This window comes from Streptomyces sp. NPDC051576 (genome assembly GCF_040681835.1).
GTDB lineage: Bacteria > Actinomycetota > Actinomycetes > Streptomycetales > Streptomycetaceae > Streptomyces.
In genome coordinates, this window is the sequence record NZ_JBFAZO010000017.1 from 35020 (window position 1) to 49772 (window position 14753).

The following is a 14753-nucleotide window of genomic DNA, read 5'->3' on the forward strand; positions in this document are numbered from 1 at the left end:
GGACTATATGGGCCGCACCCATGGAGTTCAGCACCGGGCGGAGCGCGTAGTCGATGGCCCGCACATGTGCGGGCACCCCACCTCCTCGAAAGAGGAGGCATCCCCGAAAGAGGACCCATGGCCACCGTCCTGTCCGTCTCCGGCAGCCCCTCCGTCTCCTCCCGCACCAACCGCCTCCTGCGCCACCTGGACAAGCGGCTGATCGCCCAGGGCCACGAGGTGATCCCGCTCGACGTGCGGACCATCCCCGCAGAGGCCCTGCTCGGCGCGGACTTCCGGCACCCTGCCATCGTCGAGGCGACCGAGTTGTTCGCCCGTGCCGACGGAGTGGTCGTCGGCACGCCCGTCTACAAGGCCTCCTACTCCGGAGTCCTGAAGGCGCTGCTCGACCTGCTCCCGCAGTACGCCCTCACCGGCAAGACCGTGCTGCCCCTCGCCACCGGTGGGTCCACCGCACATGTGCTGGCCATCGACTACGCGCTCCGCCCGGTGCTGAACTCCATGGGTGCGGCCCATATAGTCCAGGGCTGGTTCACCCTCGACAAGGACATCACCGCCCACGAGGACGGCTCGCTCACCGTCGCCCCGGGCACCGCCGAAGCCCTCACCCAGGTGCTGGACCAGTTCTCGACGGCCCTCGGCCGCACCCCCCTCCTGGCGGCGGCGGGCTGACCACCATGACCGACCACGGGACCACCCACGAGCCCGGCCACGAGCCCGCCCATGTGATCGCCGACGACGCCGAGGCCCTCGTCCTCGCCGCCGCGCTGGCCGACGAGTTCCGGGCCACAGCCTCGGCCCGCGACACCGAACGCAGGCTTCCGCGCGCCGAGTTGGACCGGCTCTCCGCATCCGGACTGCTCGCCGTCACCGTGCCCGTCGAACACGGTGGCGCCGATGTCAGCGCCCGGACCCTCGCCGAGATCTTCCGCCTGCTCGGCTCGGCCGACGGCAGTCTCGCCCAGATCCCGCAGAGCCACTTCGCCTACGTCAATGTGATCCGCCGTCAGGGCACCCCGGATCAGCGGAAGTTCTTCTTCGCCGAACTGCTCGCCGGCCGCCGCTTCGGCAACGCCCAGTCGGAGGCCGGCACCCAACACGTCCAGGACATCCGCACCCGGCTGACCCCTCGGCCCGACGGCTCGTACGAACTGACCGGCGTCAAGCACTACTCCACCGGCGCCCTCTTCGCCGACTGGATCCCCGTCCTCGCCCGCGCCGAGCACGACAACCTGCACGTCGCGTACGTCCCGAGCGACGCCGAGGGCGTCACGATCGTCGACGACTGGGACGGAATGGGACAGCGTACGACGGCCAGCGGCACCGTCCGCCTGGAGGCGGTCGCCGTCCCGGCGGACCGGGTCCTGCCGCATCACCTCACCTTCGAGGGCCCCCAACTCCACGGCGCTGTAGCCCAGTTGCTGCACGCGGCCATCGACACCGGGATCGCCGGCGGAGCGCTGGCCGAGGCCGCCGAGTTCGTACGGACGAAGAGCCGCCCCTGGTTCGAGAGCGGGGTGGAGACCGCCGCCGAGGACCCGCTGCTGATCCAGCGGTTCGGCGAACTCGCCCTCCAGGTAAGGGCGTCCGAGGCCCTGCTGATCCAGGCGGCGGCAGCCGTCGACGCGGCGCGCGCGGCCCTGAACGACGACTCGGCGGCGGAGGCCTCCGTCGCGGTGGCGGCGGCAAAGGTGCACGCGGCGCAGACGGCCGTCGAGGTGGCGGGCGCCCTGTTCGAGGTGTCGGGAACGCGCTCGGCCCTCAACTCACTGAACCTGCACCGGCATTGGCGCGACGCCCGCACCCACACGCTGCACGACCCGGCGCGCTGGAAGATCCAGCACATCGGCAGATATGTGCTCAACGGCACCAGGCCACCCCGCCACGGCCTCCTCTGACCCACCCTCAGGACAGTCCGGATCGGAGACCCACATGTCCCTCACCTTCCACTGGTTCCTCCCCACCAACGGGGACAGCCGCCATGTCGTCGGCGGCGGTCACGGCACCCCCGCCACCGCCTCCGGACGGGACCGGCCGCCGACGGTCGCCTACCTCAGCCAGATCGCCCGCGCGGCTGAGGACCTCGGTTTCGAGGGCGCTCTCACCCCCACGGGCGCCTGGTGCGAGGACGCGTGGCTGACCACGGCGATGGTCAGCCGGCACACCGAACGGCTGAAGTTCCTGGTCGCCTTCCGGCCCGGCTTCGTGTCCCCGACGCTCGCCGCGCAGATGGCGTCCACGTTCCAGCGACAGACCGGCGGACGACTGCTCCTGAACGTCGTCACCGGCGGCGAGAGCCACGAGCAGCGGGCCTACGGCGACTTCCTCGACAAGGACGACCGCTACCGCCGTACCGGCGAATTCCTGGACGTCGTCCGGCAGTTGTGGGACGGCAAGACCGTCGATCTGACCGGCGAGCACCTGCGCGTCGAGGACGCGAAACTGGCGCGGCTGCCCGAGCCGGTGCCCGAGGTGTACTTCGGGGGCTCGTCGCCCGTTGCCGGAGAGATCGCCGCCAAGTATGTGGACGTGTACCTCACTTGGGGTGAGCCGCCGGCCCAGGTCGCGGAGAAGATTGCCTGGATCAGAGGGCTGGCGGCGAAGGAGGGACGGTCGCTGCGGTTCGGTATCAGGCTGCATGTGATCACGCGGGACACGTCCGCGGAGGCCTGGGCCGAGGCGAACCGGCTGCTCGAAGGGTTCGACTCCGAGACCGTGAAGTCCGTACAGGCGGGGCTTGCCCGGAGCGAGTCCGAGGGGCAGCGGCGGATGCTGGCGCTGCACGGCGGGAGCCGGGACGGGCTGGAGATCCACCCCAACCTGTGGGCAGGGATCGGGCTGGTCCGCGGCGGTGCGGGGACGGCGTTGGTCGGCAGCCACGAGGAGGTCGCCGAGCGGATCAAGGAGTACGCGGCGCTGGGGATCGAGGAGTTCGTGCTGAGCGGATATCCGCATCTGGAGGAGGCGTACTGGTTCGGGGAAGGGGTGCTTCCTCGGCTGGCAGCGGAGGGGGTCTGGAGGCACCCGGTCGGGGAGCGGAAGGGGTCTTCGGCGCAGGTGCCGTTCGCAAGTTGATGTCTGTGGCAGCCGGTGGCTATTTAGGTACAGTGGACTGTACTCAAAGTCCGGGTCCCGACAACCAGCCCCCGAGATCTGCACGTCAACGAAAGGCACGACATGATCACCGTGACTCCAGGCGGTCCCCTGACCCTGGCCGACGACCTCACCCTGAGCCGGATGGGCTTCGGCGCCATGCAGTTGGCCGGCCCCGGGGTGTTCGGTCCTCCCAAGGACCGCGCCCAGGCGCTGGCCGTGCTGCGCGAGGCGGTCGAGCTGGGCATCACCCATATCGACACCAGCGACTTCTACGGTCCCTTCGTCGTCAACGAGCTCATCAAAGAGGCCCTGCACCCCTACCCGGCCGGCCTGCACATCGTCACGAAGGTCGGGGCCCGACGTGACGAGACTGGCGCCTGGACCATTGCACAGCGCCCCGCCGACCTCGCATCCCAGGTCCGAGAGAACCTCCAGCACCTCGGCCTCGACGCGCTGGACGTCGTCAACCTGCGCATCCCCTCCTTCGACGGCCCCAGCGACGACTCCATCGCCGAGCCGTTCGGCGCGCTGGCCGACCTGCGCCGGCAGGGCCTGATCCGCCATCTCGGGCTCAGCGGCGCAAGCGACACCCAGCTCACCGAAGCGCAGACCATCGCTCCGGTCGTCACCGTGCAGAACCTCTACAACCTCGCCGACCGGCACGACGAGGCGCTCGTGGACCGTTGCGCCGCCGAGAACATCGCCTACGCCCCGTACTTCCCCCTCGGCGGCTTCAACCCGATCCAGTCGCGCGCCCTCGCCGACGTCGCCGCCCGGCTCGACGCCACACCACAGCAGGTCGCCCTCGCCTGGCTGCTCCAGCGCTCTCCCGCCATCGCCCTGATCCCGGGCACCTCGTCCCCGGCCCACCTCCGCGAGAACATCGCGGCCACCGACCTGGTCCTGCCCGCCGACGCGGTCGCCCGACTCGACACGATCGGCGGCAGCGGGCCGGCTTGAGGATGACCCCGCGCCCCTCCTGGGGCCTGTTGCGAAAGGGATCGTCTGTCAGACCTGCCTGGGATGCTCCGAGCATGGAGATGACAGTGCGGCTGCCGATCGACTGCTCCGATCGGCAGAGAATGGTGACTTGGTGGGCCGAGGCCCTGGGCTACGAGAGGTCGGAGTGAGACGCAAGCCAGTCCGGTCTGGCTGCGCCTTGAGTTTCAGTCATACCGCTGCCCCTGACGCCCGAACATCCCCGGCCACGCACCTTCGCCGGCACGAACCTCCTGGTCATCAACCTTTAGACGCCGCGCCGTCGTCGGTACATGACCACCGCCAAAGCTATGGCCAGCATGGCCACCCCCACGAGGAGGGGGACCAGGTGACGCCGGTACAGCGGCGCGGGGGACGCGTCCAGCGGGATGGCCGCGGTGTCGTTGCCGGGGGTGCGGTCGTACGGGTTGTACGTGCGGATGGTGCCCTGTGCGCCGGGGACCTGTCGGTCGATGCGGATGTGGAACGCGATGGCGGTCGTACCCCCCTCGTGCCTCACCTCGTAGAAGTCGTCGGAGCCGATGTCGCAGACGTACGGCCCACCGCGCCTCTTGGGCCGCGCGCACGCCCACTCGCTGCCGTCGCCCTCGAAGACGTACGGAATGGAGGTGACCGTGGTCCCCTCGGGCGGGACCACCTCGAAGCCGCCCATCGACTCGCCGGACTCCAGCCGCCCGGGTCCGAGGTCGCGCAGTCCGAGCCGTACTCTCACCGTGTCACCGACCCGGCCGCGGACGGTCGCCGTCACCGGCTCATAGTCGGCCTGCACGGTGGTCTCGACGCTCACGCTGCCGGTGGCGCCCGTGAGTTCGCGGGCGGCAGCTCCGGTCAGCTCTCTCAGGGTCAGCAAGGCGTCCGTGCCGCGCACGGTGAGGTCGTCGGGGCGCTCGGGCTCTGACGACCAGGTGTAGGAAAGCGAGCCCCCCAGCTCTCCGGGTCCGGCCGTGTACGTGATCGGGGAGCTGGTGGCGTACGCGGTGTGCGGTGCGGCCCTGAAGTTGAACCTGCACCACGCCACGGTGGCGTCGGAGTCGAACCAGCAGTTCTCGGGGCGCGACTTCAGCCGTAGCCCGTCCCCCGCGTTGACCTTCAGGGCGACGCCCCGCTCGGCGGTGAACCGGGTGCGGTTGGCGAACTGTGGGGTCAGCGGCACGGAGGCTCCCGGAGCCACTCCCCGCACCGTCTTCGTCTTCCCGGGTGTGTGCAGCGTGGGGCCGCCCACCGTCATGCGGGTGGTGCCGGTGACGGGGGCCGCGTTGTCGGCGGTGACGGTGTACGTCACTGTCCCGCTGTCGCCCGGCTCGACTCCGTCCACGCCGTGCAGGGTGAAGGGCGCGTTGGCCTCCCCGTCGCCGTTCTGCACATCGCCGTACTCGCAGGTGAACACGCGGTTCTTGCCGGTGCAGTTGCCGTAACCGCCCTTGCCCGCCGTGGCCACGCCCCTCAGGCCCGCCGTGTCCACGACCACCCTGACGTTGTGGGCGGGGCCGCCGTCGCTGCGCACGACGGCCACGGGGACGACGAAGTCACTGTTCGCGGCCTCGGCGCCTTCGTCGGCGTGGTACATCAGGAAAGCCGCCGGAGCCTCAAGCCGCAAGGCGACCTTGTCGGACCCGTCGGCCGCGGCAGGCGTCGAGAGCAGGCCGAGGACGGCGGCGAGGACGGCCACCAGAGGGGCCGGGCGTCTGGTGAACCGTATTCGTCGGGGCATGCGGGCACTATGCCAGCGATTCAGCGACGCCCATGCCGCCGCCAGGCCCTCTAGGGCCTGCATCGGAAGTGGGTTGGAGCGACTCGGTATCTGGGCATACAAGCCTGTCTCGCAAGATTGGCAGCGGTCGATGGGCAGGTGCTGGTAGTAGTCGGCCGTGGCAGGAGATCTGTGGACCCCAGTGATTTCGATGGCCGGTGTGGCTGTAGGTGGGGCGTTGACGTATCTGACCCAGCGCACGACGCAGCAGGCAGCTGACCGCGCTGACGAACAAAAGCGGGCTGCGGCGCGGTCGGAGGAGCGGCGTGCCGAGCAGATCAGGACCGTGCTGGAGTTCATCCGGTGCGCGCTGGCGGCTGAGGGCGTTGCGCATGCGCGGCCACCACAATGGGACGTCGGTGATGACTGGTATGTGACGGCCAGGCCGGCGATGGACGGTCTTCGAATAGCCGAGAAGAGCATCGAGTTGCTGTGTGCCCCAGGCCTGCACTCACCGACGACCGCCTACGCCCGCGCTCTTAATCAAGCGGTCTGGCAGGAGCGTGACGAGGGGAGCCTGGCCGAGCGCCTGGAGCCGTTCAAGGCGGAGTTTCTCGCTGCAGCCCGCCGCAGCCTGACCTGACCTCGCAGGTAGGCGCGGTTCTTCCGGGAGGCATACGCCTTGTCGGCGCGCACTCGATTGGGCCGGGTGCGCGGTCGTCCGGGCCCGATGCGGGACACGCGGACCTTGTCCAGGACGGGCTCGAACTGCGGGGAGTCGCCGCGCTGCCCCGCCGTGATGACGATCGACAGCGGCCTTTGCCGCTGCTCAACAGCCAGATGCAGCATGCTGGTGGGCGCGGACGATGGTGGAATCGACGTTGAGGTCCCAGGTGATCAGGCCCTCGGCGGCGGCCCGGGCCTGCAGCTCCGTGAAGATCCGCTGCCAGGTGCCGTCGCGCTGCCGTCGGCGGAAGAGGTCGTACACCCGGCCCCATGGCCCGTACTCGACAGGTATGTCCCGCCAGGGGACACCGGTGCGGACCCGAAACCGTACGCCGTCGATCAGCTGCCGCCCGGTCCATATCGGTGGTCGGCCGGGCTTCTTGGTTCTGGGCAACAGCGGCTCCAGTACCGCCCACTCCCCGTCCGTCGGATCTCCACGCACCACGAATCAAGATCACCTCATGTCAAAGATCCACTTTCGATGCACGCCCTAGGCGAGACCACCGGACAGTGCGGTCAGATGAGCCCTCCTCGACTCCGTCGTCTGGCCCTGGACCAGGAGGAACAGGGCCTCCCGCGCGAGGCGTTGGGCCCTGCTCGTCAGCGACAGGGATCTGCCGCCTCCGGCCACCACCGCTGCCGTGGTCGCTGCCATCAACACCTCGTACGCCTGTGTCCTGAGCGCCAGCCGTTCCGCCAAGTACTCATGCGGTACGGGGTGTTCGGCCAGGGTGTAGGCCTGCCGCCGTACCTCGTCGAGGCGGGTGCGCAGCTGACCGGAGGTGTCGTCGTCCAGCAGGCTCAGTGCCGCCTGCGCGACTCCGAAGACCGCCGGTGACGCGTTCGTCGGTTTCGGGCGGTCGGTCGCCGCCCACTCCTCGTACGGTGCGCGCAGGACCACGGCCTCCTCGGGCAGCCACAGCCCGTCCAACTCCAGTGACACCGTCCGGGACGCGGTGAGGGCCGCCAGCCGCATCGGCTCGGACGCCCGCATCCCGTCCTGCTCCCGTGCCTCAGTGAACGCGAACAACGCCTCGTCCGCGTCCGTCACCCCCGCGAGCAGCATCACGTCGTTCAGGCCCCAGCCCGTGTACCAGGGCACCGTCCCGTCGAACCGCCGGCCACCCCGCTCCCGCGTCACCCGGACCGGGATCCGGGGATACGCGCGCAGGTGCGCGTAGGCCACTCCCGACATCAGCTCGCCTCGCGAGAGCGGGCCCAGCAGCCGCTCCCGCACCGGCAGTTCACTCTTGGCCAAGGTCATGACCGGCGTGTGGTGCTGGGTCTGCACGAACCAGGTCGAGCAGCACGCCCCGGCCAGGATCTCCGCCGTCTCCCGTGCCACCGCACCGGGCGCGGCCGAGCCGCCGTAGGCCACGGGTGCGCTCACGCCCAGCAGGCCGGACCGCTTGATCGCCTCGATATGGCTCGCCGGGACGCCCTCCTGGTCGACCTGTTCGGCGTGCGGGGCGAGGAGGTCGTCCGCGAGTCGGCGGGCGCGGGTGACGAGAGAAGGGGAGGTCATGCGGGTGATTCTCCCGACCGGCCGCGCCGACCACACGCGCCACGCCATGTCGGCCCGTGTCGCGGGACACGGGCCGACATGGGGGAGTAGCGGAGTGATCAGTCCGCCGAGCGTACGGCGGGCATCGCGAGGTCCACCGGACCCGTCGCCCCCGGTCCGCTCTTGCAGGAGTCGTGGCAGTCCTTCTCCAGGCTGCAGCACAGGGAGCAGATCGCGCCCGCGTGGAAGGGGCAGTTGGCCACGTCGGGGCGTTCGAAGGCCGTCGTGCAGACCGTGCAGGTCAGTTCCACGGCCGAGGGGAGGCCGTCGGGGCCGAGGAGCGGCTCGTCTAGGTCGTCGAGGCGGGCGATGTAGTACTTGCCCTTCGTGAGGACCGCGAACAGGGGCGAGAGGACCATCGCCAGGAACAGGGCGATGAAGGGGGAGTACGCCTTGCCGTAGTCGCCGAACGCCTCGAAGTACGCGGCGATCGAGACGGCCGAGGCGATGAGCATCGAGCCGAAGCCGACCGGGTTGAAGTTGTACAGGTGGGCGCGCTTGAACTCGATGTACGAAGGGCTCAGGCCCAGCGGCTTGTTGATGACCAGGTCGGCGACGACCGCGCCGATCCAGGCGATGGCCACGTTGGAGTAGAAGCCGAGGACCGTGTTGAGGAAGCCGAAGACGCCGCCCTCCATCAGGGCCAGGGCGATACCGACGTTGAGGAAGATGTAGACCACGCGCCCCGGGTGACGGTGGGTCAGGCGGGAGAAGAAGTTCGACCAGGACAGCGAACCCGAGTACGCGTTCGTCGAGTTGATCTTCACCTGGGACAGGATCACGAAGAACGTGGCCAGGCCCAACGCGACCGGGGCGGCGAAGGTCTTGAAGCCGGACACGTACTGCTGGATGGGCTCGTTGGCCTTGGCCAGACCCACGCTGCCCGCGATGTAGAAGGCCAGGAACGCGCCGCCCATCTGCTTCGCCGCGCCGAGGACCACCCAGCCCGGGCCCGCCGAAAGCACCGCGCCCCACCACTTCTTGGCGTTCTGCGGGGTCTTGTCGGGCATGAAGCGCAGGTAGTCGACCTGCTCACCGATCTGCGCGATCAGCGACAGCGCCACACCGGCGCCCGCACCGACACCGAGCATGCTGATGCTGGAACCGGTGGGGGAGTTGCCCGCGAAGTGGGTGAACTGCGAGAACTTGCCGGGCTCCTGGATCGCGATGGACACGAACGGCGCGACCATCAGCACCAGCCACACCGGCTGGGTCCACACCTGCATCTTGGAGAGCGCGGTCATGCCGTAGATCACCAACGGCAGGATGATCAGCGAGCAGATCAAGTAGCCGACGGCCAGCGGGATATGGAGGCCCAGGTCCAGGGCCTGCGCCATGATCGAGCCTTCGAGGGCGAAGAAGATGAAGGTGAAGCTGGCGTAGATGACCGACGTGAGCGTCGAGCCGAGGTAGCCGAAGCCCGCGCCCCGGGTCAACAGGTCCATGTCGATGGAGTACTTGGCCGAGTAGTACGAGATCGGGATGCCGGTGAGGAAGATCGTCACCGCCGCCGCGAGGATCGCCACCATGGCGCTGGAGAAGCCGTTCGAGATGGCGATCGAGCCGCCGATGGCGAAGTCGGCGAGGTAGGCGATGCCGCCCAGGGCGGTGGTGGCCACCACGTAGGGCGTCCAGCGCCGGAAGGACTTCGGCGCGTAGCGCAGCGAGTAGTCCTCCAGCGTGTCGTTCTGCGCCCAGTCGTTGTAGGTCCGTCCGGCGGCCGTTGCAGGCGCCTCTTTGTCGACGATCTCCGTCACGACGCTTCCCTCTTCCACGGGTGTGGTCATCTCCCGGACAGCCCGGGGGAGTTGGACGGAAGAGTCACGCCGAATTGTTTCCCGGCCGTTTCGCGGACTTTAAATGGAGGAGTTTTCAAAATTCTTTTGGCGACGCGCGTAGATTTAATCAATGCTTCCTGTGGAAACTATTCCTGGAGGAAGGTAGTCTCGATCGGAGCAGGTGGGGGAGGTCAGAGTTGGGCGACGATGTCGAAGTCGAAGGCGTCCGCCCGCGCCAGGTACAGCCGTTGGCGGAGGTGATTGCCGTGCAGCCGCAGTACGCCTCTCGGGCCCTCGTACGAAACGGTGCCGCCCAGCGCGCACATGGCGCCCACATCGAGCGACCGTGCCTGCTCGGCCAGTGCCGCCAGCAGCCGTACGCCCTCGAAGCACGACTCGCCGAGGCTGCCCACGACGGGTGCCTCCACGCCGAACCGGGCCGCGTAACGCCCGCTGAAATCAAGGCTTTCGGCCGTGGCGAGGGTCTCGAAGTAGCCCGCCGCCGCCCACAGTCCCTCGGTGGCCTCCGCGCCGGTGGCCAGCAGGATGTTCTCGTCCATGTGCGTGCTCAGCCGCAGACACCGCTGGTGCAACCCGTGCGCGGCGAACGCCCGGTTGAAGCGTGCCGCGTCGTCCCCGACCAGGAGCATCAGCACGGCGTCCGCCTCGCACCGCTCGATCCGCCGCAGCACCGGCCCGAATTCGTACGTCTCCAGCGGCACGAACACCTCGCCCCGCACCCGGCCCCCGCACTCCCGCGCGTAGCGGCGCGCGGCCCGCGCGGTGACGCGCGGCCACACATAGTCGTTGCCCACCGTGCACCAGCGGCGCGCGCCGGTCTCGCCGGTCAGGAACACTCCGGGGGTGCGCTCGCCGCCCTCGTACTGTGCGGTGTAGACGTACGGCACCCGGCCCGCGATGCGCGGCACCAGCGCCTTGCGGACCGCCGAGGTGTGCCAGCCCACCACCGCGTCCACCGCGCGCATCGACACCAGGGCCTCGACCTCGGCCGCCACCTGCTCCGCCGGCGCGCCGCCGTCCACCACGACCAGGCGGACCTCGCGGCCCAACACCCCGCCGGCGGCGTTGAGTTCCTCCACGGCGAGTTGCGCGGCCAGTTCGCAGGACGGGCCGAAGACGCCCGCCGGTCCCCGCAGGGGTACGACCAGCGCCACGACCAGAGTCCTGGTCGGACCGCTGATCCGCCCGGGCGGCAGGGGATGCACCGGAGCACCTCCGTGAGGGTGTGAGGGCACGGATGTCCGTCCCGGCCCCGGCACCCTCGCTGAGGCTCGTAATCTGAACCGCACAGTAGACCTACCGGAAGGACAGCGGCAATGTCGTCCGTACCGTCGCCGGGCCTCGCCCACCTGCTCGCGCACGCCGAGCGGCGCCTGGGCCGGCGCATGGCCGCCGTACTGGCCGGGGAGGACTGCTCGGTCGAGCGGTGGCGCGTCCTGTCGATCATCGCGGACGGCAAGGGGCACCCGATGACCGAGATCGCCGACCAGGTCCTCATGCCCGCCCCGAGCCTGACCAAGCTGGTGGACCGGATGGTCGCCGACAACCTGGTCCACCGCCGCCCCGACCGGGCCGACCGCCGCCGGGTCCTGCTCCATCTCACCGCCCGCGGCCGCACCCTCCACCAGAGCGCCGCGCACCGCCTCCTCGCCGACCAGACCCGGCTCCTCGACGCGATCGACGACCACGGCGACCTCGTACGACTGCTCGCCCGGCTCACGGCGGTCCTCGACCAGGAACCCGCGGACGAACCCACGGAGAAAGTCCTGCCGGTTTCCTGAGGCGCGGTGTCGATCCGGGGGCACGGCATTCGTGTAGGAGGTGAAAGAACCCCACCGCGAATCCCCGATGCCCCTGGAGGACGTCATGCAGCACTACCTGCTCAGCGTGATCACACCGACCGACGGACAGATGCCCTCGCCCGAGGAGATGGCGGAGATCGGCCGCAGGCTGGAGATCTTCCACGGCGAACTCCAGGCCGCCGGTGCCTGGGTCTTCGCCGGCGGGCTGCACGGCCCGGAGACGGCCACCGTGCTGCGCCCCAAGGACGGCAAGGACGGTGACGTACTGATCACCGACGGCCCGTACGCCGAGGGCAAGGAGTACCTGGGCGGGATCTGCCTGATCAAGGCGGCAGACCTGGACGCGGCCCTGGAATGGGGCAGGCGGGCCACCTGGGCCACCACCCTGCCCATCGAGGTGCGCCCCTTCGTGAACGCGTCCGAGGGCTGATGTCGTTCACCACCGACGTCGAGGCCGTCTTCCGTGCCGAGTACGGGCGCGCGGTCTCCGTCCTGGTCCGCTTCCTCGGCGACATCGACCTCGCCGAGGAAGCGGTCCAGGACGCGTTCACCACGGCCGTACAGAAGTGGCCGGAGACCGGTGTGCCGCCGAGCCCGGCCGGATGGATCATCACCACCGCACGCAACCGCGCGATCGACCGGCTGCGCCGCGAGTCCTCGCGGGAGGCCCGGCACGGCGAGGCCGCCCTGCTGTACGCGTCCGACGCGCCCGCCGAGGAGGGACCCGTGCGCGACGACCGGCTCCGCCTGATCTTCACCTGCTGCCACCCCGCGCTCGCCACCCAGGCGCAGGTCGCGCTCACGCTGCGGCTGCTCGGCGGGCTCACCACCGCCCGGATCGCCCGCGCCTTCCTGGTACCGGAGCCGACGATGGCCCAGCGCCTGGTCCGCGCCAAGGCCAAGATCCGCGACGCGAGGATCCCGTACCGGGTGCCCCGCGACGCCGATCTCCCCGACCGCCTCAAGGGCGTCCTGGCCGTCGTCTACCTGATCTTCAACGAGGGGTATACGGACTCGCCCGAACTGTGCGCCGAAGCCCTGCGCCTCGGCCGTCTTCTGTCCGAGCTCATGCCCGATGAGCCCGAGGTGACCGGCCTGCTCGCGCTGATGCTGCTCGTCGAGTCGCGCCGGGCCGCCCGGGAGGGCCCGAACGGTGAGCTGGTGCCGCTGCCCGAACAGGACCGCGCCCGCTGGGACGGCGAGCTCATCGCCGACGGCCAGTCACTCGTCCGGCGGTGTCTGCGGCGGAACAACCCCGGGCCGTACCAGATCCAGGCCGCGATCAACGCCGTGCACAGCGACGCGCCGACCGCCGACGCGACCGACTGGCGACAGATCCTCCAGCTCTACGACCAGCTCATGGCCCTCGCCCCGAGCCCGGTCGTCGCCCTCAACCGGGCCGTCGCGGTCGCCGAGGTGGACGGCCCGGGGCAGGCCCTCGCCCTCGTGGACGAGCTGGCCCTCGACGACTACCACGTCCTGCACGCGGTCCGTGCCGACCTGCTGCGCCGCCTGGGGCGTGGCACCGAGGCCGTGCGGGCGTACGAGGCGGCCATCGCCCGGACGGCGAGTGCGGCGGAGCGCGGCTACCTCGAACGCCGCCGCGAGGAACTCGTCCGCGTGTGACAGCCTCGGTGCGGAGAGCGACCTTCTCGGCGCCGGAATTTATTCCGGCCCATCAATGGTTGGTATATACACCTGACCGTCGAGATTCCCCACGCACCACCAGCGAGGCACCGTGAACCAGTCCAGCCCCGAGCAGCCCGCCGACATCGTGGCCCGGCTGCGCGCCACCTTCCGCACCGGCCGCACCAAGCCCGTCGCCTGGCGCACCGCCCAACTGCGCCGCCTGCGCGACCTGCTCACGGAACACGGCGACGACCTCGCCGCCGCCCTCCACGCCGACCTGGGCAAGAGCGCCGCCGAATCCCAGCGCACCGAGATCGGCTTCACGATCCGCGAGATCGACCACACCCTCGACCACCTCGACGAGTGGCTGAGCCCCGAGTCCGCCCCCGTGCCGGCCCACCTCGGCGTCGACGCCACGGCCTGGACGCAGTACGACCCGCTGGGTGTCGTCCTGGTGATCGCTCCCTGGAACTATCCGCTCCAGCTCCTGTTGACCCCGGTCGTCGGTGCCCTGGCCTCCGGTGACGCGGTCGTCGTCAAGCCCAGCGAGATGGCCCCGGCCACCTCCGCCGCCATCGCCCGGCTGCTGCCCGCCTATCTCGACACCGACGCGGTCGCCGTCGTCGAGGGCGGTGTCCCGGAGACCACGGCCCTGCTCGCCGAGCACTTCGACCACATCTTCTACACCGGCAACGGCGCCGTCGGCCGTATCGTTCTGCGCGCCGCGGCCGAGCACTTGACCCCCGTCGCCCTCGAACTCGGCGGCAAGTCACCGGCGTTCGTCGACCGGGACGCCGATCTCGCGGTCGTCGCCGACCGGTTGGCGCGCGGCAAGTTCCTCAACGCCGGCCAGACCTGTGTGGCCCCCGACTATGTGCTGACCGACCCGGAGACCGCCGCCGCGCTCGAACCCCTGCTGGCGAGCGCGGTCGAGAAGGTCTACGGCGCCGACCCGCAGACCTCCGGCGAGTACGGCCGTATCGTCAACGAACGTCACTTCGACCGGCTCGCCGGACTGCTCGACTCCGGCCGGGTCGTCGTCGGTGGACGCAGCGACCGTGCGGACAAGTACATCGCGCCGACCGTGCTCGCCGACGTGGACCCGAAGGCGCCCGTCATGGCGGAGGAGATCTTCGGCCCGATCCTGCCGATCGTCACCGTCCCCGGCCTCGACGCGGCGATCGACTTCATCAACGACCGCGACAAGCCCCTCGCCCTGTACGTCTTCACGGACTCCGACGGCACCCGGGCCCGGATCGCCGCCGAGACCTCCTCGGGCGCCGTCGGCTACGGCCTCCCGCTCGCCCATCTCACCGTCTCCGACCTGCCGTTCGGCGGCGTGGGGGAGAGCGGCATGGGCAACTATCACGGCCGCTACTCGATCGAGACGTTCAGCCACCGCAAGGCGCTGCTGGAGAAGCCGCTGAACTGAGCCGACGAAGGGCATG

At 70.0% G+C, this 14753-nt stretch carries 14 protein-coding genes and 2 pseudogenes; 9 read left to right on the forward strand and 7 right to left on the reverse strand.

The genetic code is table 11. The features are described from left to right. A pseudogene (locus AB0M63_RS41245) lies at positions 1-82 on the reverse strand (FMN reductase (NADPH)); the annotation flags it as partial. 35 nt (positions 83-117) lie between these two features. Between AB0M63_RS41245 and ssuE the strand changes: the two are divergent. The 4 genes from ssuE to AB0M63_RS41265 all read left to right on the forward strand — a co-directional run bounded on the left by ssuE (position 118) and on the right by AB0M63_RS41265 (position 4056). Continuing rightward, positions 118-672 (forward strand): NADPH-dependent FMN reductase, encoded by a 555-nt coding sequence (ssuE, locus tag AB0M63_RS41250; protein WP_355902594.1) that lies wholly within the window; start codon positions 118-120, stop codon positions 670-672. A gap of 5 nt (positions 673-677) precedes the next feature. Further along, entirely contained in the window at positions 678-1898 is a 1221-nt protein-coding gene (locus tag AB0M63_RS41255; RefSeq protein ID WP_355902592.1) for an SfnB family sulfur acquisition oxidoreductase, read from the forward strand. Between the two features lie 34 nt (positions 1899-1932). Beyond that, positions 1933-3075, forward strand: coding sequence for an LLM class flavin-dependent oxidoreductase (locus tag AB0M63_RS41260; protein WP_366022990.1), 1143 nt, complete (start codon positions 1933-1935; stop codon positions 3073-3075). 102 nt (positions 3076-3177) lie between these two features. Next, a complete protein-coding gene (locus tag AB0M63_RS41265; RefSeq protein ID WP_366022991.1) occupies positions 3178-4056 on the forward strand; it encodes an oxidoreductase in 879 nt (292 codons plus the stop codon). Between the two features lie 286 nt (positions 4057-4342). Here AB0M63_RS41265 and AB0M63_RS41270 read toward each other — a convergent pair whose 3' ends face one another. Then, positions 4343-5806 (reverse strand): hypothetical protein, encoded by a 1464-nt coding sequence (locus AB0M63_RS41270; protein ID WP_366022992.1) that lies wholly within the window; start codon positions 5804-5806, stop codon positions 4343-4345. Between the two features lie 217 nt (positions 5807-6023). Here AB0M63_RS41270 and AB0M63_RS41275 point away from each other — a divergent pair, with 217 nt between their 5' ends. Further along, a complete protein-coding gene (locus AB0M63_RS41275) occupies positions 6024-6428 on the forward strand; it encodes a hypothetical protein (protein ID WP_366023075.1) in 405 nt (134 codons plus the stop codon). Here the strand turns inward: AB0M63_RS41275 and AB0M63_RS41280 are convergent. From AB0M63_RS41280 to AB0M63_RS41300, 5 genes are all read right to left on the reverse strand, one after another. Further along, positions 6329-6634, reverse strand: coding sequence for a transposase (locus AB0M63_RS41280; RefSeq protein WP_355902584.1), 306 nt, complete (start codon positions 6632-6634; stop codon positions 6329-6331). The two genes, AB0M63_RS41275 and AB0M63_RS41280, sit on opposite strands and share 100 nt — an antisense overlap. Beyond that, positions 6615-6956: a transposase gene (locus tag AB0M63_RS41285; protein WP_355902582.1), complete on the reverse strand. Its 342-nt coding sequence runs from the start codon at positions 6954-6956 to the stop codon at positions 6615-6617. The genes AB0M63_RS41280 and AB0M63_RS41285 overlap by 20 nt, the downstream gene beginning before the upstream one ends. 45 nt (positions 6957-7001) lie before the next feature. Beyond that, positions 7002-8036 (reverse strand): acyl-CoA dehydrogenase family protein, encoded by a 1035-nt coding sequence (locus AB0M63_RS41290; RefSeq protein WP_366022993.1) that lies wholly within the window; start codon positions 8034-8036, stop codon positions 7002-7004. Between the two features lie 98 nt (positions 8037-8134). Beyond that, positions 8135-9832 (reverse strand): hypothetical protein, encoded by a 1698-nt coding sequence (locus AB0M63_RS41295; RefSeq protein WP_355902948.1) that lies wholly within the window; start codon positions 9830-9832, stop codon positions 8135-8137. A gap of 212 nt (positions 9833-10044) precedes the next feature. Continuing rightward, positions 10045-11079 (reverse strand): substrate-binding domain-containing protein, encoded by a 1035-nt coding sequence (locus AB0M63_RS41300; RefSeq protein ID WP_366022994.1) that lies wholly within the window; start codon positions 11077-11079, stop codon positions 10045-10047. Positions 11080-11190: 111 nt separating this feature from the next. On the opposite strand from AB0M63_RS41300, the gene AB0M63_RS41305 reads away from it, so the two are divergent. The 4 genes and pseudogenes from AB0M63_RS41305 to AB0M63_RS41320 all read left to right on the forward strand — a co-directional run. Next, positions 11191-11655, forward strand: a complete 465-nt coding sequence (locus AB0M63_RS41305) for a MarR family winged helix-turn-helix transcriptional regulator (RefSeq protein WP_355902576.1) — start codon at positions 11191-11193, stop codon at positions 11653-11655. An 85-nt stretch (positions 11656-11740) separates the two neighbouring features. Then, positions 11741-12106, forward strand: coding sequence for a YciI family protein (locus tag AB0M63_RS41310; RefSeq protein ID WP_355902574.1), 366 nt, complete (start codon positions 11741-11743; stop codon positions 12104-12106). Further along, complete coding sequence (locus AB0M63_RS41315) at positions 12106-13302, forward strand: RNA polymerase sigma factor (RefSeq protein ID WP_366022995.1); 1197 nt, start codon at positions 12106-12108, stop codon at positions 13300-13302. The genes AB0M63_RS41310 and AB0M63_RS41315 overlap by 1 nt, the downstream gene beginning before the upstream one ends. A 106-nt stretch (positions 13303-13408) precedes the next feature. Then, positions 13409-14737 (forward strand): annotated as a pseudogene (locus tag AB0M63_RS41320) (aldehyde dehydrogenase family protein); the annotation flags it as partial. Positions 14738-14753: the final 16 nt, after the last annotated feature.